Source organism: Frigoribacterium sp. CFBP9030 (assembly GCF_034045195.1).
Taxonomy (GTDB): Bacteria; Actinomycetota; Actinomycetes; order Actinomycetales; family Microbacteriaceae; genus Frigoribacterium.
This window is the reverse complement of record NZ_JAXCWG010000003.1, coordinates 1-20,211: the sequence shown is the minus strand read 5'-3', so window position 1 is coordinate 20,211 and position 20,211 is coordinate 1. Positions and strand designations below refer to the sequence as shown.

The 20,211-nt window shown below is 70.8% G+C and carries 16 protein-coding genes; 5 read left to right on the top strand and 11 right to left on the bottom strand.

Going from position 1 to position 20,211, the window contains the following annotated elements:
- Positions 1 to 57: 57 nt before the first annotated feature.
- Together SOM13_RS04175 and SOM13_RS04170 are read right to left on the bottom strand one after the other, a co-directional pair.
- Positions 58 to 765, bottom strand: a complete 708-nt coding sequence (locus SOM13_RS04175; protein WP_192058719.1) for a phosphatase PAP2 family protein — start codon at positions 763 to 765, stop codon at positions 58 to 60.
- A gap of 60 nt (positions 766 to 825) precedes the next feature.
- Positions 826 to 2,070 carry a multidrug effflux MFS transporter gene (locus tag SOM13_RS04170; RefSeq protein WP_192058721.1) on the bottom strand — a complete coding sequence of 415 codons (1,245 nt, stop codon included), beginning with the start codon at positions 2,068 to 2,070 and terminating at the stop codon, positions 826 to 828.
- Between the two features lie 288 nt (positions 2,071 to 2,358).
- Between SOM13_RS04170 and SOM13_RS04165 the strand changes: the two genes are divergently transcribed.
- Positions 2,359 to 2,925: a TetR/AcrR family transcriptional regulator gene (locus SOM13_RS04165; protein WP_192058723.1), complete on the top strand. Its 567-nt coding sequence runs from the start codon at positions 2,359 to 2,361 to the stop codon at positions 2,923 to 2,925.
- Here SOM13_RS04165 and SOM13_RS04160 read toward each other — a convergent pair.
- The 8 genes from SOM13_RS04160 to SOM13_RS04125 all read right to left on the bottom strand — a co-directional run bounded on the left by SOM13_RS04160 (position 2,894) and on the right by SOM13_RS04125 (position 13,168).
- The gene (locus tag SOM13_RS04160) at positions 2,894 to 3,469 is read right to left on the bottom strand and encodes an MOSC domain-containing protein (protein ID WP_192058725.1); all 576 of its coding nucleotides are present in this window, start codon (positions 3,467 to 3,469) and stop codon (positions 2,894 to 2,896) included. The genes SOM13_RS04165 and SOM13_RS04160 overlap by 32 nt on opposite strands.
- 98 nt (positions 3,470 to 3,567) lie before the next feature.
- Positions 3,568 to 4,665, bottom strand: a complete 1,098-nt coding sequence (locus SOM13_RS04155; protein WP_192058728.1) for a sugar-binding protein — start codon at positions 4,663 to 4,665, stop codon at positions 3,568 to 3,570.
- A 104-nt stretch (positions 4,666 to 4,769) separates the two neighbouring features.
- Positions 4,770 to 6,137, bottom strand: a complete 1,368-nt coding sequence (mmsB, locus tag SOM13_RS04150; RefSeq protein ID WP_243214811.1) for a multiple monosaccharide ABC transporter permease — start codon at positions 6,135 to 6,137, stop codon at positions 4,770 to 4,772.
- A gap of 5 nt (positions 6,138 to 6,142) precedes the next feature.
- Positions 6,143 to 7,663 carry a multiple monosaccharide ABC transporter ATP-binding protein gene (mmsA, locus tag SOM13_RS04145; protein WP_243214810.1) on the bottom strand — a complete coding sequence of 507 codons (1,521 nt, stop codon included), beginning with the start codon at positions 7,661 to 7,663 and terminating at the stop codon, positions 6,143 to 6,145.
- Positions 7,664 to 8,020: 357 nt separating this feature from the next.
- Entirely contained in the window at positions 8,021 to 9,040 is a 1,020-nt protein-coding gene (locus SOM13_RS04140) for a LacI family DNA-binding transcriptional regulator (protein ID WP_192058732.1), read from the bottom strand.
- Positions 9,041 to 9,157: 117 nt separating this feature from the next.
- Positions 9,158 to 10,537 carry an MFS transporter gene (locus SOM13_RS04135; RefSeq protein ID WP_320478962.1) on the bottom strand — a complete coding sequence of 460 codons (1,380 nt, stop codon included), beginning with the start codon at positions 10,535 to 10,537 and terminating at the stop codon, positions 9,158 to 9,160.
- A 64-nt stretch (positions 10,538 to 10,601) separates the two neighbouring features.
- Complete coding sequence (locus SOM13_RS04130) at positions 10,602 to 11,759, bottom strand: cystathionine gamma-synthase (RefSeq protein ID WP_192058737.1); 1,158 nt, start codon at positions 11,757 to 11,759, stop codon at positions 10,602 to 10,604.
- Between the two features lie 44 nt (positions 11,760 to 11,803).
- Positions 11,804 to 13,168 (bottom strand): cystathionine beta-synthase, encoded by a 1,365-nt coding sequence (locus SOM13_RS04125; protein WP_320478961.1) that lies wholly within the window; start codon positions 13,166 to 13,168, stop codon positions 11,804 to 11,806.
- Between the two features lie 264 nt (positions 13,169 to 13,432).
- Here SOM13_RS04125 and SOM13_RS04120 point away from each other — a divergent pair, with 264 nt between their 5' ends.
- Complete coding sequence (locus SOM13_RS04120; protein WP_192058741.1) at positions 13,433 to 14,101, top strand: DUF3105 domain-containing protein; 669 nt, start codon at positions 13,433 to 13,435, stop codon at positions 14,099 to 14,101.
- Complete coding sequence (locus tag SOM13_RS04115) at positions 14,098 to 14,832, top strand: DUF305 domain-containing protein (RefSeq protein WP_243214790.1); 735 nt, start codon at positions 14,098 to 14,100, stop codon at positions 14,830 to 14,832. Before SOM13_RS04120 ends, SOM13_RS04115 begins: the two co-directional genes overlap by 4 nt.
- Positions 14,833 to 14,879: 47 nt before the next feature.
- Here the strand turns inward: SOM13_RS04115 and SOM13_RS04110 are convergent, their stop codons facing one another.
- Entirely contained in the window at positions 14,880 to 16,748 is a 1,869-nt protein-coding gene (locus SOM13_RS04110) for an ABC transporter ATP-binding protein (protein ID WP_320479099.1), read from the bottom strand.
- 196 nt (positions 16,749 to 16,944) lie between these two features.
- Here SOM13_RS04110 and SOM13_RS04105 point away from each other — a divergent pair, with 196 nt between their 5' ends.
- Together SOM13_RS04105 and SOM13_RS04100 are read left to right on the top strand one after the other, a co-directional pair.
- Positions 16,945 to 18,534 carry a LuxR C-terminal-related transcriptional regulator gene (locus SOM13_RS04105; protein ID WP_320478960.1) on the top strand — a complete coding sequence of 530 codons (1,590 nt, stop codon included), beginning with the start codon at positions 16,945 to 16,947 and terminating at the stop codon, positions 18,532 to 18,534.
- A gap of 73 nt (positions 18,535 to 18,607) precedes the next feature.
- Positions 18,608 to 20,071 (top strand): APC family permease, encoded by a 1,464-nt coding sequence (locus tag SOM13_RS04100; protein ID WP_320478959.1) that lies wholly within the window; start codon positions 18,608 to 18,610, stop codon positions 20,069 to 20,071.
- The last annotated feature ends 140 nt before the right edge of the window (positions 20,072 to 20,211 follow it).

The window sequence follows — 20,211 nt, the reverse complement described above, 5'->3', positions numbered from 1 at the left end:
GCGTCAACCGCGGTCGCACCTGCACGCCCGCCTCGGCCGGACCCGCCCGGAACGGGCTCAGGCGCGGTGCTGCCAGACCCAGCCCAGCCCCCGCACGCGCTCCTGCTCGTCGAGCAGCCGGTGCGCGACGGGCGCCCAGAGGACGACTGCCACCCCCGCCCCGATCAGCAGCCCGCCGATGGTGTCGGTCAGCCAGTGCGCGCCGAGGTACGTGCGGCTCAGCAGCATCGCGATCGTGTACAGCACGCCGGCCACCCAGACCCACACGCGGCGGAGGACCACGCCGAGCACGACGGCGAGCGTCGCGGCGTTCGCGGTGTGCCCCGAGGGGAACGAGCCGTAGTCGCTGACGACCATGATCTCGGCCGGCCGCGCCCGACCGAAGGCGTGCTTGACGATCTGCACGACGCCGGCGCTGAGCGCGCACGCCGCGATCCAGTAGACGGCCGCCCAGGGGCGTCGACGCAGCAGCAGCACGGCCATGACGCCCAGGGGCACGACGAAGACGCCGATCACCCCGGCGCCGATCACGTTGAAGACGAGCGAGGGGACGTCCCAGAACGGGTGGCGGTGCTCGACGAGCTCGCCCATGAACTCCTCGTCGATCGCGATGGCGCCCGAGCGAGCCGTGATGACGACTCCGAGCAGCAGCACGACGCCGATGGCGCCCAACGCGCTGAAGACCCACCAGCGTCGCTGGACGCGCCGGGCCACACGTTCTTCGGACGGTGACGCGGGTCTCGGGGCCAGGGGGTCGGTGCGCATCCCCAGAAGGTACCCGCACCGCGGGGGTCGGTGGCCGAGGAGGCACCCGCACCGCGGGGGTCAGTGGCCGAGCGCCGGCACCGTCCGCGGCCGCACCAGCAGCCAGAGGCTCGCGATGGCGACGCACGACGTCGCGATCATCACGCTGCCCATCGGCACCGCCGAGCCGATCCCGAGGAACCCGACCACCGGCGAGATGAGACCGGCCAGGCCGAAGTTCAAGGCGCCGAGCAGCGACGCCGCCGTGCCCGCCTCCTTGCCGTGGTTGGCCAGACCGAGCACCTGGACCTGCGGGAACGAGAACCCGCAGGCCGCGATGAAGAACCAGAGCGGCACGAGGATCCCGACGAGCCCGGCCCCCGCCGAGTCGAGCACGACGATGGCGGTGGCCGACACCAGCAGCACGATCGTCGAGCAGGCGAGGATCCACTGCGGCCCGACGCGGCGGGCGAGCCGCGAGCTGATCTGCACCCCGGCGACGATGCCGAGCGAGTTGACCGCGAAGAGATAGCCGTACTGCTGCGGGTCGAGCCCGTAGACGTTCTGGAAGAGGAACGACGAGGCCGACAGATACGAGAACAGGCCCGAGAACGTCATCGCCCCGATCAGGGCCACCCCTACGAAGATGCGATCGCTGAACAGCGCCTTGTACCGCTGCCCCAGCGTCGTGTGCCCGGCCTCGAGCCGGCGGGCCGGCGGCAGCGTCTCGACGATGAGGAAGATCGCGGCGATGATGACGAACGCGCCGTACGCCACGAGGAACACGAAGATGCCGCGCCAGCTGGTGAACCGCAGCAGCTGCGACCCGAGCACGGGGGCGACGATCGGGGCGAGCCCGTTGACCAGCGCGAGACGCGACAGCATCCTGATGAGCGGCAGTCCGCCGAACAGGTCGCGGACGGTGGCCATCGCCACGACCCCGCCGGCCGCGGCCCCCATGCCCTGCAGCACGCGGAACAGCCCGAGCAGCTCGATCGACGGGGCCGCGGCGACCCCGATGCTCGCCAGGATGTGCACGGCCGTCGCGACGATCAGGGGCAGGCGGCGACCGACCTTGTCGCTCCACGGGCCGACCAGCAGCTGACCGACTCCGAAGCCGATGGTGGTCGCCGTGAGGGTCAGCTGGATCACGCCGCTGTCGACCGCGAACTCCTCGCGCAGCTGCGGGAAGGCCGGCAGGTACAGGTCGATCGTGAACGGACCGAGGGCGGTCAGCGCGCCGAGCACGATGACGTAGACGAGGCGCTGACGGCGGGTGAGCGAGTCACCGGGGTGGACGACGGTGGTCACGGGGCTCCGAAACATGAGGACGAGGAGGGGCGGGCGAGCCCGGTGCCCGGCCGCGCCACGGTGCATCGAATCGTTTCGAGCGCACCGCGCGACGGCAGGGGCGGGAGATCACGGGAGGGTGACGGTCGATGCCGATCCACGGACGCCGTCGCTGACAAGCGTACCGCGACGACCCCGGGGCGGGACGATGCGCGAGCGGTGCCGCCACGGCGCCCGCCACCGGGTCCGCCGGGAGGACGCCAAGGTCTAGGCTCGGGTCAGTCCGGCGCGGCCGGGCCCCGCACCGCGCCACAGGAGGCCCCCATGGTCGACGCCCGAATCGTCCAGACGACCCGATCGCTGCACACGGCGATCGTCGAGCTCGCGTCGAACCAGCCCGTCTCGGGCATCACCGTCGCCGACGTGACCCGGGCCGCAGGCATCAACCGGGCCACCTTCTACAGCCACGCCACCTCGCCGGGCAGTCTTCTCGCCTCCGTGCTGACCCCCGAGCTCGACGCCATCCGCCGCGACGACGCCGAGCTGCGCGCGCGTCCGGGCGCCGACCCCGAGGCCGTGACGAGGCTCGCCGTCGAGAGGGTCGTCGACCACGTCGTGCGCTACCGCGACGTGTACCGTCTCGCGCTGCCCGACCGGCTCGACGCGTCGATCCACCAGACCCTCGCCGAGCACTTCGCCACGACGTCGCTCGCCCACATCGAGGCCCTGCCCGCGGGCACGGCGCCCGACGGCATCGCGCCGCACATCGCCTCGGGCTTCTTCGCGCACGCCCTCGTCGGCGCCATCGAGGCGTGGCTCGGCGGCCGCCGCACGAGCCGCCGGACACTGCTCGACACCATCACGTCGATGATCCCGGCCTGGTGGCACTGACCGCCCCGTCGCCTTCCCCCAGCACGGCGAGCGTCGCCGGCCCGAGACGCAGCGCCCCGCTCGTCAGAGGCTCGCAGCGGATGCCGCCCCGACCGCGCAGGGCCCGGAACGCCCCCGGCGCCAGCACGACGTCCATCCATGCGCAGGGGTTGGCGGGGCGGTTCGCCCGCAGCAGCACCGGCCCATCCCCCGAGTCGAGCGAGAACGTGAGACCGGTCAGCGCATCGACGTCGACGCCGCGCAGCACGATGTTCCGCCGTGTCGCCGCGGCGTCCAAGGGTCCGGAGCCGAGGAGGCGCGCGACGGTCTCGAGGGACTCCGCCGCGAACACGGTCACCGACGCCGCCCGATGGGCGGGTCTCGCGAAGTAGCGGTCGCCGACCACGCCGAGGCCGGCCCGCAGCTCGAGCCGGTCGTGCGTCTCGACCCCGGTCGCCGGCTCGGGTCCGTCGGACGGTCGCCCGACGTAGCGGGAGCGGGGCGACGCGAGCAGCAGCTCGACCGTCACGCTCGTGACCGTGCCGACCCGCGCCTCCTCGTGCATCCGATCACGATAGCGAGTCCGGGTACGGCGAGAGCCGACCGCCCTGACGGACGATCGGCTCTCGGGTGGTGCGGTGGTGCGGTGGTGCGGTGCTGCGACTACTTGGTCAACGGGCCCAGCGTGGGGTCGTTGGCGTAGGCCTCGGCGGCGTTGTCCTTGGTGACGATCTGCGGGGGCAGGAGGTACGCGGGGACGACCTTCGAGCCGTTGTCGTACGACTCGTCGTCGTTCGTCTCGGCGGTGTCGCCCTCGGAGACCGAGGTGACCATGGCGACGGCCTGCTTGACCAGGTTGCGGGTGTCCTTGTTGATCGTCGAGTACTGCTCGCCGGCCATGATCGACTTGACGGACTCGACCTCGGAGTCCTGACCGGTGACGACGGGGACGTCCTTGCCGGCCTGCTTCACCGAGGTGATGATGGCGCGGGCGAGGGTGTCGTTCGGGCTCAGCACGCCGTCGAGCTCGGTGTCGGTGTAGGTGCTGGTCAGCAGCGAGTCCATGCGGCGCTGGGCGTTCTCGGCCTTCCAGCCGTCGGTCGCGGTCTGCTTGATCTCGGTCTGACCCGAGCCGACGACGACGGTGCCGTCGTCGATGGCCGGCTGCAGCACGCTCATGGCGCCGTCGAAGAACACGGCCGAGTTGGCGTCGTCGGACGAGCCGGAGAACAGCTCGATGTTGTACGGGCCCTCGGCCTTCTTGGCGGCCATGCCGTCGAGCAGGGCCTGGCCCTGGAGCTCGCCGACCTTGAAGTTGTCGTACGCGACGTAGTAGTCGACGTCTTCGGTGTTGAGGATCAGACGGTCGTAGGCGATCACGATCGCGCCGGCGTCGTGCGCCGCCTTGACCTGCGTGCCGAGCTGACCGCCGTCGGCCGCGCCGATGACGATGACCTTCGCACCCTTGGTGACCATCGACTGGATCTGCTCCTGCTGGTTCGCCACGGTGCCGCTGGCCGCTGCGTACTGCACGTCGGGCTCGAAGCCCGCCGCCTCGAGGTCCTCGTTGAAGAGGTCGCCGGCCAGGACCCAGTTCTCACTGGTCTTGGCAGGCAGGGCGACGCCGACGATCGAGCCCTGCTCGAAGCCGGAGGCGGCGTCGCCGGAACCGGCGTCGGTGCGGGCGGAGTTCGAGCAGCCGCTCAGGATCAGCGTCGTTGCTGCGGCGACCGCCATGGTCGCCAGCGCGATTTTGCGCATGCTGTGTCTCTTTCTCGTGAGTGAGGTGGTGCGGTGGGCCGCCGAGCGGCGGTCCGAGGGAGGCGCGACCGGCCGTCGATGGACGGTCGCGCTGGGAAGCGGGTCTAGTTGGGGGTCGTCGAGTTCGGACGCTGCACGTCGGTCACGTCGCCGTTGGGGGTGAGGACGGGGCTCGCGGAGTCCGTCGAGGGTCCGACGCCGTTCTGCGTGCCGGCCGCGGACTGGGTGGCGGCCGGTGCCGCGACGCCGTTCTTGTCGCGGTTCAGCCCCCGGGTCAGGAAGCCCGTGATGGACGGGCGGCCCTGGCTCTTGTTGTAGACGTCGACGGCCACGGCGATCAGCAGCACGAGGCCCTTGATCATCTGCACCTTGTCGGAGCCGACGCCGAGCAGCTGGAGACCGTTGTTCAGCACGGCGATGACGAAGCCACCGACGATCGATCCGGTCACGGTGCCGATCCCGCCGGCGACGGCCGCGCCGCCGATGAAGACCGACGCGATGGCGTCGAGCTCCCAGTTCAGGCCGTCCTGCGGGCCGGAGGCCCCGGCACGGGCGACGTAGATCATGCCCGCCACGGCGGCGAGCACCGACATGTTCATCATGACCAGGAAGTTCACCCGGCGGGCGTTGACGCCCGACAGCTCGGCGGCGTGCGAGTTGCCGCCGACCGCGTAGATGTGACGACCGAAGATCGTGTTCTGGGTGATGAAGCCGTAGACCAGCACGAGCACGCCGAGGATGATGCCCGAGATCGGGAAGGACGTTCCGACCCGGCCGCCGCCGAAGAGCGTGGCCGCGTACAGGATGATCGCGACGAGCACGGCGACCTTGACGAGGCTGACCCACATCGGCGCCATGTCGGAGCCCATGGCCTGCTGCTTGCGACGCAGGCGGAACTCGCGCCAGACGACGACGGCTGCGAGGACGAGACCGAGCAGCAGGGTCGCGTTGTTGTACCCGGTGTTCGGGCCGAACTCGGGCAGGTAGCCGGCGCCGATGACCGTGTAGCCCTCGGGGACGGGCAGCGTGACCGCGTTGCCGACGAACTGGTTCGCACCGCGGAAGAGCAGCATGCCCGCCAGCGTCACGATGAACGCGGGCACCCCGACGTAGGCGACCCAGAAGCCCTGCCAGGCGCCGATCGCCGCACCGACCACCAGGCCGAAGACGATGGCGACGGGCCACGGGAAGTTCCAGGTGGTCATCGAGGTCGCGACCATGATTCCGACGAACGCGGCGACCGAGCCGACCGAGAGGTCGATGTGGCCGGCGACGATGACCATGACCATGCCGATCGCGAGGATCAGGATGTACGAGTACTGGCTGACCAGGGCGATCAGGTTGGGCGGGTCGAGGGTGAGTCCGCCCGTGAGGACCTGGAAGATCAGGATGGCGACCACCAGGGTCGCGATCATCCCGAACTGGCGGGCGTTCGACTGGTTGCCGCCGAACACCTTCTTCAGGTCTTTGATGCCACTCATGCGGCGTTCTCCTTCTTCTTGGACGTCATTGTTCTCATCAGCGTCTCGGCGTCGGCCTCGGACGCGTCGATCTCGTTCGTGACGGTGCCCTCGAAGATCGTGTAGATCCGATCCGAGAGACCGAGCAGCTCGGGCAGCTCGGACGAGATCACGATGACGCCCTTACCCTGGGCCGCGAGCTGGTTGATGATGTTGTAGATCTCGAACTTCGCGCCCACGTCGATGCCGCGGGTCGGTTCGTCGAGGATGAGGATGTCGGGGTCGGTGAACATCCACTTCGCCAGCACGACCTTCTGCTGGTTGCCGCCGGAGAGCTTCGCGACGCCCTCGTCGACGGTCGGCGTCTTCACGCGCAGGCTCTTGCGGTAGTCCTCGGCGATCGTGTGCTCCTGGTAGCGGTCGACGACCGAGCCCCGCGAGATCTTCGACAGCTTCGCCGACACCGTCGAGCGCTTGATGTCGTCGAGCAGGTTGAGCCCGAGCACCTTGCGGTCTTCGGAGACGTAGGCGAGCCCGTTGTCGATCGCGTCGCGCACGTTCTTGATCTCGATCTCGCGACCGTCTTTCACGATCGTGCCCGAGACGAACTGCCCGTACGAGCGTCCGAAGACGCTCATCGCGAGCTCGGTGCGACCGGCGCCCATCAGCCCGGCGAGACCGACGATCTCGCCGCGACGCACCGTGATGTTCGACCCCTTGCAGACGAAGCGCTCGGCGGTCTGCGGGTGACGCACCCACCAGTCCTTGACCTCGAAGAGCACGTCGCCGATCTTGGGGGTGCGGTCGGGGAACCGGCTCGCCAGGTTGCGGCCGACCATGCCGCGGATGATGCGGTCCTCGTTGACTCCGTCGGCCTTGACGTCGAGGGTCTCGATCGTCTTGCCGTCTCGGATGATCGTGATCGAGTCGGCGATGGCCTCGATCTCGTTGAGCTTGTGGCTGATCATGATCGACGCGATGCCGCGGCCCTTGAGCCCGCGGATGAGGTCGAGCAGGTGCTGGGAGTCCGCCTCGTTCAGCGCGGCCGTCGGCTCGTCGAGGATGAGCAGCTTGACGTTCTTGTTCAGCGCCTTGGCGATCTCGACGAGCTGCTGCTTGCCGACGCCGAGGTTCTTGATGGCGGTGTCGGGGTCGTCCTTCAGGCCGACCCGGGCGAGCAGGTCGATGGCGCGCAGCTTGGCGGTCGACCAGTCGATGGCGCCGAAGCGCGTGGGCTCGTTGCCGAGGAAGATGTTCTCGGTGATCGAGAGCTCGGGGATCAGGGCGAGCTCTTGATGGATGATCACGATGCCGGCCGACTCGCTCGACTTGATGTCGCGGAAGCGCATCTCGTCGCCCTGGTAGACGATGTCGCCGGTGTAGGTGCCGTACGGGTAGACGCCCGAGAGGACCTTCATCAGGGTCGACTTGCCAGCGCCGTTCTCGCCGCAGATCGCATGGACCTCGCCGGCCCGGACCTGCATCGACACGGCGTCGAGGGCCTTGACGCCGGGGAACTCCTTCGTGATGCCGCGCATCTCGAGGATGATCGGGGACTCAGCCACGCGCGCCACCCCCGCGGGTTCCGCTCGTCGTGATGTGTGCACCGGGCACGCTGACCTCCACGTTTCGACTTCTCTGTCGGTCCGCCGCTCCCTGAGGGCGTGGCGGGCACTGTCTGTTCGGCGTCGGGCGGCGATCCGCACCAGAGGCTCCGGATCGTTGCGGTGACTGAATGTGACCGTTCACACCGCGACTGGAGCAAAGCTAATCCTGAGAAAGCCCCGTGTCAAACGCCGTGGCCGATCTGTTATGAAGCGGTGCCGAGCCGGTCGACGGTCGGGCCGCGGAGAGGCCGCCGAGGAGGCGCGACGACGCTCCCCGCACCCCTCCCGTCACAGGAACCACGGCCGGTCGGTCGAGGCGCGGACGATCAGCTCGGCGGCCAGCAGGGTGCGGTCGATCACCTCGTGCCCCTCGAGCTCGCCGATGACGAGCTCGACCGCGCGACGCCCGATCAGGTCGAAGTCCTGCCGGACGGTCGTGAGCGGGGGCCACAGGTGCGCCGCCGTGGGCGCGTCGTCGAAGCCGACGACGCTGACCTCGCGGGGGACGTCCACGTCCGCCTCGCGGAAGGCGTGCAGCAGCCCGACGGCCATCAGGTCGTTCGCCGCGAACACGGCCGTGAAGTCGCGGCGGCGCAGCAGCTCCTTGCCGGCGAGGTAGCCGAAGTCCGCCGTCAGGTCGCCGAGGATGGGCGGCTCGATCGAGAGCTCCGCCTCGCCCATCTCGAACAGGAACCCCTGCATGCGCTCGTCCGCCTCGATCCAGTCCTGCGGGCCGGCGACGTGGACGATGTGGCGGTGACCGAGGTCGATGAGGTGCCGGGTGGCCAGGCGGGCGCCGGCGAACTGGTCGACCGACAGGCTGTGCGCCCGATTGCGCTGCGTCGAGTCGAGGGCGACGATCGGCACGTCGAGGTCGAGCTCGTCGATGACGTCGAAGAACTTGCGCTGCGGCGCGATGACGATGATCGCCTCGACCGCCTGACTGGTCAGCAGGTCGAGGCTCGCGCGGACGTCGTCGTCGGCTCGCGTCGTGCTGGCGATGCTCAGCCGGTAGCCGGCCGCCCTCGCCTCCGCCTCGATCGCGTTGACCATCGTCTGCGGGCCGAAGTGGACGTTCTGCAGGGTGAGCACGCCGATCGCGCGCGAACGGCTGGTCACGAGGGCCCGGGCCGCCTGGTTAGGGCGGTAGCCGACCTGCTCGATCACGTCGAGGACGCGCTGCCGTGTCGCCGGCCGGATGCTCGGACTGTCGTTGAGGACTCGGGAGACGGTCTGATACGAGACGCCGGCCAGAGCGGCGACGTCGCGGATGTTGGGAGCACGCACCTTGTCGATGTCAGGCTTCACCGTGGCTCCGTCGCTCTGTCACGAGCGGTGTGACCGTACACATCGCTGTCTGCAGACCATTATGCAGTTCTGCGGGCCGCGTCTCGACCACGGGACGACGACGGCAGGAGGCGCGGTTCACGTCCGTCGAGGCACCGCGCGCCCGCTGAGCACCAGCGCCAGCAGCGCCACGGTCGAGCCGATCGCGAAGCAGGCGGCGAACGCGTACGGGCTCGACGCCCCGCCGAGCAGGCCGAAAGCGCCGCCGGCCACGGCGAGCGCCACGGCCGAGCCCGCCGAGTCGGAGATCGTCAGGGCGGAGCTGTTGAAGCCCCGGTCGGACCCGGTCGACAGCGCCAGCGTCAGCACCGAGAACCGCGGGTACATGAAGCCCATGCCGAACCCGGCGAGGGTCCAGGTGGCGATGAGCGCACCCGGCGCGAGACCGAGGAGCGGGGTGAGCGTGGCGACCACGAGTCCGCCGAGCACGAGCACGATGCCGATGCGGATGCCCGTCCGCTGCGGGACCCGCTCGCCGAGGCGCCCCTGACTCCAGCTCGCGAGGGCCCAGCCGAGCGCCCCCGCCGTCAGAGCGGTGCCCGACGCGGACGAGCTGAAGCCGTAGCGATCCTGGAGGAGGTAGGGGATGTAGACCTCGCTGGCGAGGAACGCCGCCCCGACGAGACCGCGGAGGAGCACCAGGGTCGGGAGACCGGCGCGAGCACGCAGGGTGCCGGGCGGCAGCAGCGGACGCAGGGCGATCGCGAGGGCGGCCACGGCGGCGACGACCACGGCCACCGCGACGGCCGGCTCGAACTCGTCGACGAGGTTCAGCGCCAGGACCCCGAGTGCGGCGCCCGCCGCCCAGAGGATCCGCCGCGGACTCCAGGGCACGGCGCTCCTGCCGTCGGCGCGGTCGGGCGGCGGGACCCGTCGGAGGCTCGGCAGGATCATCACGAAGGCGGGCACGGCCAGCACGACCGCCCCGACGAAGACCCAGTGCCAGCTGAGGCTCTCGGCGACGAGACCGGCGATCAGCGGGCCCACGAGCGCCGGGACGACCCAGGCGGCGGCGAACCCCGCGAAGATCGACGGATGCAGCGCCGGCGGGTAGAGCCGCGCGACCATGACGTAGAGGCCGACGATCACCGCGCCCGACCCGAGCCCCTGCACGAGTCGCCCGAACAGGAAGACCGTCATGTCGGGGGCCGCGCCCACGACGAGCAGACCGACCGCGAAGAGCAGCATCGACGCGATGACGACGACCCGGGGGCCGCTCCGGTCGGCCCAGTTGCCGGCGACCACCATGCCGACCAGACCGGTCGCGAGCGGTGCCGCGAAGCTGAGCGAGTACAGGCTCTCGCCGTCGAGGTCGGCGCTGACGATCGGCATGATCGTCGTGACGGCGAGCGACTCGAACGCGGCGATGCCGATCAGCGCGCACATGCCGAGCGTCGCCAGGAGATACCGCCGGCTGAGGACCCCCTCGGGGCGGGTGCTCAGTGCGCCGTCGGACATCCCCCCACCCTAGGCCGCGCCTCCCTCGCTCTCCGCCCCTCCGCGTCGAGGAGGCGCAGGTCGACTAGTCGGACGTGGCCCGGTCGAGCGCCTGCAGCACGTCGGCGAGCAGGTCGTCGACGTCCTCGATGCCGACCGAGAGACGGACGACGGTCTCGGGGACCTCGAGCTCGGTGCCGCGCACCGACGCGTGCGTCATCTCGGTCGGGTAGCCGATCAGCGACTCGACGCCGCCGAGGGACTCCGCCAGCTGGAAGAGCTCGGTCGACTCGGCGAAGCGACGTGCGACGGACGGCCCGGCGGCCAGCGAGACGGAGATCATGCCGCCGAAGGCCCTCATCTGGCGTGCCGCGATGTCGTGCCCGGGGTGCGAGGCGAGACCCGGGTAGTAGACGCGGTCGACGGCGGCGTGCCCCTCGAGCGCGTCCGCGATGGTCGCGGCGTTCGACGAGTGACGGTCGACGCGGACTCCGAGGGTCTTGATGCCGCGGACGGTCAGCCAGGCCTCCATCGGAGCCGACACCGCGCCCGCGCCGAACTGCAGGAAACCGATCTTGTCGGCGAGCGCCTCGTCGTCGACGACGACCGCTCCCCCGACGACGTCGGAGTGACCGCCGATGTACTTCGTCGTCGAGTGCACGACGGCGTCGGCCCCGAGCGACAGGGGCTGCTGCAGGTAGGGCGACGCGAAGGTGTTGTCGACGACGACGAGGGCGCCCGCCGCGTGGCCGATCTCGGCGAGCGCCGTGACGTCGCTGATCTTCATCAGCGGGTTGCTGGGGGTCTCGACCCAGAGCACGGCGGTCTCGCCGGGGCGCACCGCGGCGCGCACGGCGTCGAGGTCGGTCATCTCGACGGTCTCGAGCACGACGCCCCACGGCACGTGCAGCCGGTTCACCAGGCGGTGGGTGCCGCCGTAGACGTCGTTGCCCATGACGATGCGCGAACCGGGGCGCAGGACCGACCGCAGCAGCGCGTCTTCAGCCGCGAGACCCGAGGCGAAGCTGAACGCGTGGCTGCCGCCCTCGAGGTCGGCGAGCAGGGTCTGCAGCGAGTCGCGGGTCGGGTTGGCCGACCGGGCGTACTCGTACCCGCCCCGGAACCCGCCGATGCCGTCTTGCACGAACGTCGACGACTGGTAGATGGGCGGGACGACGGCACCGGTGGTGGGGTCGAAGTCCTGACCGCTGTGGATGGCGCGGGTGGAGAAGCCGTGGGTCATGCGGGTGTCCTTTCGAAGGGGACTGCGATGCGGAGGTGCCTGGATCAGGCGGAGACGAAGGCGAGCACGTCGTGGCGGGTGATGACGCCCACCGGCTTGCCGTCGTCGGTGACGAGCAGCGCGTCGGTCGACTCGAGGGCGGTGCGCGCGGCGGTGACCGACTCGTTGATGCCGATCAGCGGCAGGGGCTCGCCGACGAACGGCGCGAGGGCGTCGCCCATCGTCGCTCCCCCGGCGAAAAGCGCCTCGAGCAGGGACTTCTCTTCTATGGCGCCCACCACCTCGCCGATCACGACGGGGGGCTCGGCCGAGAGCACCGGCATCTGCGAGACGCCGTAGGTGGTCATGATGCCGATCACGTCGTGGACGGTGTCGCTCGGGTGGGCGTGGACCAGCTCGGGCAGCGAACCGGTCTTCGACGCGAGCAGGTCGCGCACCGTGCGCTCGTCGGTGCTGTCCGAGAAGCCGTACGAGCGCATCCACGCGTCGTTGAAGATCTTGCCCAGGTAGCCGCGGCCGCTGTCGGGCAGCAGCACGACGACGACGTCGTCCGGTCCGAGCTCGCGGGCGACGTCGAGGGCGGCGGCCACGGCCAACCCGGACGAACCGCCGACGAGCAGCCCCTCCTCGCGGGCGAGGCGCCGGGTCAGCTCGAACGACCGGGCGTCGGAGGCGGCGATGATGCGGTCGACGACGCTCGGGTCGTAGGCGCTCGGCCAGAAGTCCTCGCCGACGCCCTCGAGCAGGTAGGGCCGCCCGGTGCCGCCGCTGTAGACGCTGCCCTCGGGATCGGCCCCGACGATCTGCACCGCGCCTCCTGAGATCTCCTTGAGGTAGCGACCGGTGCCGCTGATGGTGCCGCCGGTGCCGACGCCGGCGACGAAGTGCGTGATGCGCCCGTCGGTGTCGCGCCAGATCTCGGGCCCGGTCGTCTCGTAGTGGCTGAGCGGGCCGTTCGGGTTGGCGTACTGGTTCGGCTTGAAGGCCCCGGGGATCTCCCGGGCGAGGCGGTCGGAGACGCTGTAGTACGACTCGGGGCTGGTGGGCTCGACGGCGGTCGGGGTGACGACGATCTCGGCGCCGTAGGCCTTCAGCACGTTCCGCTTGTCTTCGCCGACCTTGTCGGGCAGCACGAAGACGCAGCGGTAGCCCCGCTGCTGCGCGACGAGGGCGAGCCCGACGCCCGTGTTGCCGCTGGTGGGCTCGACGATGGTGCCGCCGGGCTTCAGCAGGCCGTCGCGCTCGGCGGCGTCGATGATGCGCGTGGCGATGCGGTCCTTCGACGAGCCGCCGGGGTTCAGGTACTCGACCTTGACCAGCACGGTCGCCGTGATGCCCTCGGTCACCTTGTTGAGCTTGACGAGCGGGGTGTCGCCCACCAGGTCGAGGACGGTCTCGGCGTACTTCACGAAGGCTCCGGTTCTCCGCCTCCGTCGTGGGGTGCGGACTCGAGGTGACGGGCTCGGGTCGCGCCGGTGGCGACCAGGCGTCGAGTCTATCGAGGCGCCCTGCGACTGTTACGAGGCGAGACCCGCGGGGTCTCGGGCGACGGGTGTCGGACGCACGGACGGTGCAGACACTGCACGCTGTGACCTTCCTTTCAGCGTCGTGTGACCGAGAATGGGACGGCTACGCCGATGTCACGTCGGCCCCTTCTCACGACAGGACCTCACATGGCCAACGGCAACAACGACAAGCCCTCGGTCAAGCAGCAGCGCGACGCACGGCGTCAGGAGAAGGTCGCCGCGCTCAAGAAGCAGCAGGAGAGGGCGAAGCGCAACCGCCTGATCGGCATCGTGACCGGCTCCGTCGCCGGTCTGGCCGTGATCGGCATCGTCGTCGCCTTCGTCGTCACCAGCGGGCAGCCGCGCGAGAACCCGCGCGACATCGTCGTCGAGGGGGCCCAGACCTTCTCCGACCTCACCGCGAACCACGTCACCGGCCCGGTCGACTACGCCCAGACCCCTCCGGCGGGCGGCGACCACAACCAGATCTGGCTGAACTGCGGCGTCTACACCGAGCCGGTGCCCAACGAGAACGCCGTCCACGACCTCGAGCACGGCGCCGTCTGGTTCACCTACGACCCCGCTCAGGTGAGCGAGGCCGAGATCGAGGAGCTCCGCGACTTCGCCCCCAGCACCTACGCCGTCGTCTCGCCCTACGAGGGCCTCGACTCCCCCATGTACGTCTCCGCATGGGGCGCGCAGCTGCCGTTCGCCAACGTGACCGACGACGAGGAGGCCGTCTCCGACTTCGTCACCAAGTACTGGAAGTCCGGCGACGCCCCCGAGCCCGGCGCCCCCTGCACCGGCGGTGTCGACGGAGCAGGCAAGATCGCGTGACCGACGCCGACCGTGGCGGTACCGGGGCGGGCGTCGTCGACCCGACCCGTGCCTCCCGGGGTCGCCGCGTCCGGCTCGTGGTCGCCGCGGCCCTCAGCATCGCCCTCGTGCTGCTGATCGGCATCGCCGTCGGTCGGCTGAGCTCGCCGAACCCGGTCACGCCCGGCACCGAGAGCGTCGAAGCGGGCTTCTCGCGCGACATGCAGGTGCACCACGAGCAGGCCGTGCGGATGGCCATGATCGTCCGCGACCGCACCGACGACCCGGCGACGCGGTCGATGGCCTACGACATGGCGCTGACCCAGTCGCAGCAGGCCGGGCAGATGTTCGCCTGGCTCGAGCTCTGGGGGGTGCCGCAGGCCCCCTCCGAACCGACCATGACCTGGATGTCGCGGCCGACCCTCGACGGCTCGTACGGCGACCACCAGCACACCCCGTCCGGAGGCGCGGGCGGCTCGGCCACGCCGGTCGCCACCCACGAACCCGGCGGTCCGATGCCGGGGCTCGCCACCGACGAGCAGCTCGCCGCGCTCGAGGCGGCCAGCGGCGTCGAGGCCGAGCGCATGTTCCTGACCCTGATGATCGCCCACCACCGCGGCGGGGTCGAGATGGCCGACGCCGTGCTCGCCCGCAGTGAGAACCGTCAGGTGCGGGTCTTCGCCACCGGCATGGTGCAGAGCCAGGAGAGCGAGATCGACGCGATGGAGGACATGCTCGCCGAACGCGAGTAGGCCGGCGCCCAGCCGAGGGGCGCTCCGCGACGGGGCCGCCGCAGAGCTCAGCCGGTCGTGACCTGCTGCCCGTAGAGCTCCGCGTACACGCCGCCCAGGGCGACCAGTTCGTCGTGCGTGCCCCGCTCGACCACGCGCCCGGCGTCGACGACGAAGATCACGTCGGCGGCCCGCACGGTCGAGAGCCGATGCGCGATGGCGATCGTGGTGCGGCCGCGGGCGGCGGTGTCGAGCGCCTCCTGCACGACGCGCTCCGAGACCGTGTCGAGCGCGCTGGTGGCCTCGTCGAGCACGAGCACCGCAGGGTCCTTCAAGAGCACCCGGGCGATTGCGATGCGCTGCTTCTCGCCGCCCGACAGCCGATAGCCGCGCTCGCCGACGACCGTGTCGTAGCCCTCGGGGAACGACGCCACGGTGTCGTGGATGTTCGCCCGCCGGGCCGCGTCGACGATCTGCTCGTCGGTGGCGTCGGGCCGGGCGTACCGGAGGTTGTCGGCGATCGTCGCGTGGAAGAGGTACGTCTCCTGGCTGACGATGCCGATGTGCTCGACGAGGGACTCCTGGCGCAGCTCGCGGACGTCCGTCCCGGCGAACCGCACCGCGCCTCCGGAGACCTCGTAGAACCGCGGGATCAGATACGACACCGTCGTCTTGCCGGCCCCGCTCGGTCCGACGAACGCGGCGAACTGACCCGGCGCGATGTCGAACGAGACCCCGTCGAGGGTCCGCTGGCCGGGCTCGGCGTCGGGGTACGAGAACGACACGTCGTCGAACTCGACCCGGCCGAGACGCGACTCGTCGACGGTGCGCGCCGAGGGGTCGTCGTCGATCGCCGGGTGCAGGTCGAGGTACTCGAAGATGCGCGCGAAGAGCGCGCCGGACGTCTGCAGGTCGAGGGCGACCCGCAGCAGCCCCATGAGGGGGAACGTCAACCGCGCCTGCACCGTCGTGAAGGCGACGATCGTGCCCGCCGTCACCGGCACGTCGCGGAGGATCAGCCAGGCCGCCACGAGGTAGATGACCGCGGGGATCACCGACAGGAAGATCTGCACGACCGCGAAGAACCACTGCCCGCTCATCTGCTGGCGCACCTGCAGACCGATCTGGGTCCGGTTCTCGGCCGAGTAGCGCTCGATCTCGGCCCTCTGCTGGTTGAAGCTCTTCGCCAGCAGGATCCCGCTGACGCTGAGCGCCTCCTGCGTGATGGCGGTCATGTCGCTCAGCGACTCCTGCGTCTGCGTGGCGATGCGCGCCCGCACCTGGCCGACCCGGCGCTGGGCGACCACCAGCAGAGGGAGCAGGATCACCGTCACGACGGTCATCTGCCAGCTGAGCACGAGCATCGAGACGAAGGCCGCGATGACGGTGACGGTGTTGCCGAGCACGCTCGAGATCGTGTTGCTGAGGACGTTCGCGACTCCGCCGACGTCGTTCTGCAGCCGCGACTGGATGACACCGGTCTTGGTGCGGGTGAAGAACGCCAGCTCCATGTTCTGCAGGTGACCGAACAGCCGGATCCGCAGCGCCCCCATCACCTTGTTGCCGACCGTCGCGGTCAGGAAGGTCTGCCAGACGCCGATGCCCGCCGACAGCACCCAGAGTCCGATCATCGCCCCGACGAGCTCGAGCAGCACCGGCACGTCCGGGCCACCGCTCGGGAACAGCCCGCGGTCGAAGGCCTGCTTCGTGAGCAAGGGCGGCAGCACGCTGATCGCGGCCCCGATGAACACGAGCACGACGGTGACGACCAGAGCCCGCTTGTGCGGCCCGAACAGCCCGCGGATGCGTCGCAGCAGATGCGGCACCCGGGGGGCCTCGGCGTTGGCCGCCTTCTGCGCCCGGACGTCGCCGCTCGAGACGCGACCGGGGCGCGTCCCGCCGCCGCGCATCCCGCCGCCCGAGGCGACGGAGTCCATCCTGCTCATCCGCCAACGGTACGCCGAAGACCATCGGGGTACACGTTCGGCCCCCATTTCAGGGCGCTTACGACCAATTGATCGATGGAGCGGAGATGTCACCTTAGTATGAGCGCGACGGATGGACGACCACCATCCCGACGCCGTAGTCCTCGTACCCGACCGAGGAACCCCGATACGGCAGAGGTTAGGACCCGTGAACACGCCTGACGATACGGCCGCCGACTACCCGAGCGCCGAGATGCAGCCCGCCGACCACCGGGCTGCCCTCGACGCGATCGAACGCGCCTGGACGAGCATCGCGCCCCTGCAGGGGGCCCGACTGCGCGAAGCCATCCGTTCGACGCCCGAGGACGAGTGGCGGGGCCGCCCGCGCATCCTGCTGGCCCTCGCCGCCAGCCACCGCTCCGTCGGCTCGCGCTCGCGCAGCGCCGCGCTGCCCTGGTTCCGAGGGGTCGCCAAGGCCATCGACGCCGATCCGACGATGTCGCTGGAGGTGCGGGCCGGCTACCACATCCATCTCGCCGCCGCGCTGCGGTCGCTCGGCAACCTCGTCGTCGCCCACGAGCACCTCGAGGTGGCTCGCACCCTGATCGAGAACGACACGACCGAGTCCATCAGCACGCGCATCTCGCTCAGCGCCTCGTTCTCGCTGCAGCTCGGACTGATCCGCGTCCACTACGGCGAGTACGACCAGGCCCAGTTCGCCCTCGGCCTCGCCGGCGGCCTCGCCGTCGAGCACCTGAGCCTCGCCGAACGCGTCGAGTGCCTCTCGGCCCTGGCGTACGTCGCGATGCTGCTGGGCGACTTCCGCCTCGCCGACGAGCACCTCGAGGCGGCCGAGGCGCTGGCCGAGGGTACCGAGCTGATGTCTAGCGTCTTCGCCGCGCTCGCGCAGATCACCCGGCTGCAGCTCGCGCTCGAACGCGGCGAGCCCGGCGTCGCCGCCCCCGTCGAGTCCGTCCGGCTCGCCACCCGCGGCAGCGACTGGGAGGCGCACGGCTGGTTCGCCGAGGCCCACGCCTGCCTCGTCGAACGCCGCTACATCGAGGTGCTGGACCTGCTGGCCCGGATCACCCGGCTGGTCGACGCCTTCACCGGCACGTCGACGCTGCCGGCCGCCATCGCGTCGCTGCGGTCCGAGACGATGCGCTGCCTCGGTCAGCCGCAGGAGGCGCGGCGTCTCGCGGCCCCGCTCGTCCCGACCCCGAGACACATCCAGTGCCCGGCCCGCGTGCTCGCGCTCGTGCACCTCGCGGCCGGCGAACCGGAGGCCGCGCTCGACGCCCTCGAGCCCTGTCTGGTGCTCGGCGACCTCCACAGCGACCGCACGATGCCGCACGTGCACGCCATCGTCGCCGCCGCGCACCTGGCCCTCGGCGAGACGGCCCGGGCCGACATCGCGTTCGACCGGTCGCTCCTGGGCGCCGGGCGCAACGAGTCGGTGTGGATGTTCTCGACCCTCGGGGACGACGTGCTGCGGCACCTGCTCGAGCGGGCGTCGCACCGCGAGCAGTCGCAGCCGATCCGGGCGAGCCTGGAGCGCCTCCTCGGCTCGTCGGTCGACGCGGCGCCTCGCCTCGACGAGCCCCTCAGCGACCGCGAGCTCGTGATCGTGCGCCACCTGGCCACCGGGCAGACGCTCGGCCAGATCGGCAGTCAGCTGTTCATCTCGGTCAACACCGTCAAGAGCCATGTGCGGAGCATCTACCGGAAGCTCCAGGCGTCGTCCCGTCGCGAGGCGATGACGAGGGTCCGCGAGCTCGGTCTGCACATCGACGACTGACCTTCCCCCTCGGAGGGCGCGGAGGGCGTGCTGCGACGCCGAGGGCGCTGCGGGTGCCTGGTAGCCTCTCGCGGTGCCCAGAGACACCGCCTCGCCCTCCGCCCGCCTCTCGCTCGCCGCCCAGCTGCGGCAGCGCAAGCCCATCGAGGCGTTCGCCGCCGAGAGCGACGCGAGCGCCGCGGCGGCCACGGACTCCGCGGGTCGTCCGCGTCTGCGGAGGTCGCTCGGCGTGTGGCACCTGACCGCGATCAGCATCGGGGCGACGCTCGGCACCGGGATCCTCGTCGTGCTCGGCACGGCCGTGCCCCTCGCCGGGCCCGCCGTCTGGATCGCCTTCGTGCTCGCGGGCGTCGCGGCCCTGCTGTCGGCGCTGTCGTACGCCGAGATGGCCGGCAGCGTGCCCGTCTCGGGGTCGAGCTACAGCTACGCCTACGCGACGCTCGGCGAGGGCCTCGCCTGGGTCTGCGGCTGGTGCCTCGTGCTCGAGTACGCGGTGTCGGTCGCCGCGGTGGCGGTCGGTGCCGGTCAGTACGTGAACGAGGCCCTCGGCGTGTTCGGCCTCGCACTCCCCGACGCGATCGCCGAGCCCCCGGGCGCCGGCGGGGTCGTCAACCTGCCCGCGGCCCTGCTCGTCATCGTCGCGATGCTCGTGCTCGTGCCGGGCGCCCGCGAGGGGGCCTGGGTCAACACCGTGCTCGTGGTCGTCAAGATCGGGCTGCTGGTGTTCTTCGTGGCGGTCGCCTTCACGGCCTTCAGCGCGGGCAACTTCGAACCCCTCGCCCCGATGGGCGCCGCAGGCGTCTCGGCCGCGGCGTCGCGGTTGTTCTTCTCGTACATCGGCTTCGACGCGGCGTCGACGGCCGGCGAGGAGGCGCGCGACCCGAAGAGGGACCTCCCGCGGGCGATCATCGCCTCGATCGTGATCATCACCGTGCTGTACATCCTCGTCGCGGTGGCCGCCATCGGCGCCCGCCCGTGGGAGACCTTCACCGACGGCGAGGCGTCGCTCGTCGCGATCGTGGCCGAGATCACCGGTCAGCCGTGGGTCGCGTTCGTGTTCGCCGTCGCCGCCGTGCTGGCCATCGCGAGCGTCGTCCTCACCGTGCTCTACGGCCAGACCCGCATCTTCGTGTCGATGTCGCGCGACGGACTCGTGCCGAGGGTGCTCGGTCGCATCTCGCCCCGCACGCAGACGCCCGTCGCCGGCACGCTGATCGTCGGCGGCGCGGTCGCCCTCGCGGCGGCGCTGGTGCCCCTCGGCGCCCTCGCCGACGCCACGAGCATCGGCACACTGTTCGCCTTCGCCCTCGTCAACGTCTCGGTGATCTGGCTGCGCCGCAACCGGCCCGAGCTCGACCGGACCTTCCGTGTGCCGCTCTACCCGGTCGTGCCGGTGCTCGGCTGCGCCTTCTGCGTGCTGCTGATGGTGACGCTCGGCTGGATCACCTGGCTCGCGTTCGGCGTCTGGATGCTCGTCGGCGCGGCGGTGTACCTCGGGTACGGGCGCCGGCACTCGGTGCTCGCCCGCGCCTCCTGACGGCCCGTTCCGTTTCGGCGGGTCGCCGTCACTCGGTGCTCGCGTGCGTTTTCCGAGGGCACGATCCGGTTCGGCGGGTTCCTGTCATCGGCGGGGGGGGAGGGCTGGCGCGCCCCCCGCGACGCGGAGCCCCCCGAGCC

Bases quoted from the DNA above. Each gene is read 5' to 3' on its own strand.
- SOM13_RS04170 (WP_192058721.1), bottom strand. From the start codon at position 2,070: ATGTTTCGGAGCCCCGTGACCACCGTCGTCCACCCCGGTGACTCGCTC.
- mmsA (WP_243214810.1), bottom strand. From the start codon at position 7,663: ATGCGCGGCATCACGAAGGAGTTCCCCGGCGTCAAGGCCCTCGACGCC.
- SOM13_RS04155 (WP_192058728.1), bottom strand. From the start codon at position 4,665: ATGCGCAAAATCGCGCTGGCGACCATGGCGGTCGCCGCAGCAACGACG.
- SOM13_RS04120 (WP_192058741.1), top strand. From the start codon at position 13,433: ATGGCCAACGGCAACAACGACAAGCCCTCGGTCAAGCAGCAGCGCGAC.
- SOM13_RS04110 (WP_320479099.1), bottom strand. From the start codon at position 16,748: ATGGACTCCGTCGCCTCGGGCGGCGGGATGCGCGGCGGCGGGACGCGC.
- SOM13_RS04160 (WP_192058725.1), bottom strand. From the start codon at position 3,469: ATGCACGAGGAGGCGCGGGTCGGCACGGTCACGAGCGTGACGGTCGAG.
- SOM13_RS04130 (WP_192058737.1), bottom strand. From the start codon at position 11,759: ATGACCCACGGCTTCTCCACCCGCGCCATCCACAGCGGTCAGGACTTC.
- SOM13_RS04175 (WP_192058719.1), bottom strand. From the start codon at position 765: ATGCGCACCGACCCCCTGGCCCCGAGACCCGCGTCACCGTCCGAAGAA.
- SOM13_RS04165 (WP_192058723.1), top strand. From the start codon at position 2,359: ATGGTCGACGCCCGAATCGTCCAGACGACCCGATCGCTGCACACGGCG.
- SOM13_RS04135 (WP_320478962.1), bottom strand. From the start codon at position 10,537: ATGTCCGACGGCGCACTGAGCACCCGCCCCGAGGGGGTCCTCAGCCGG.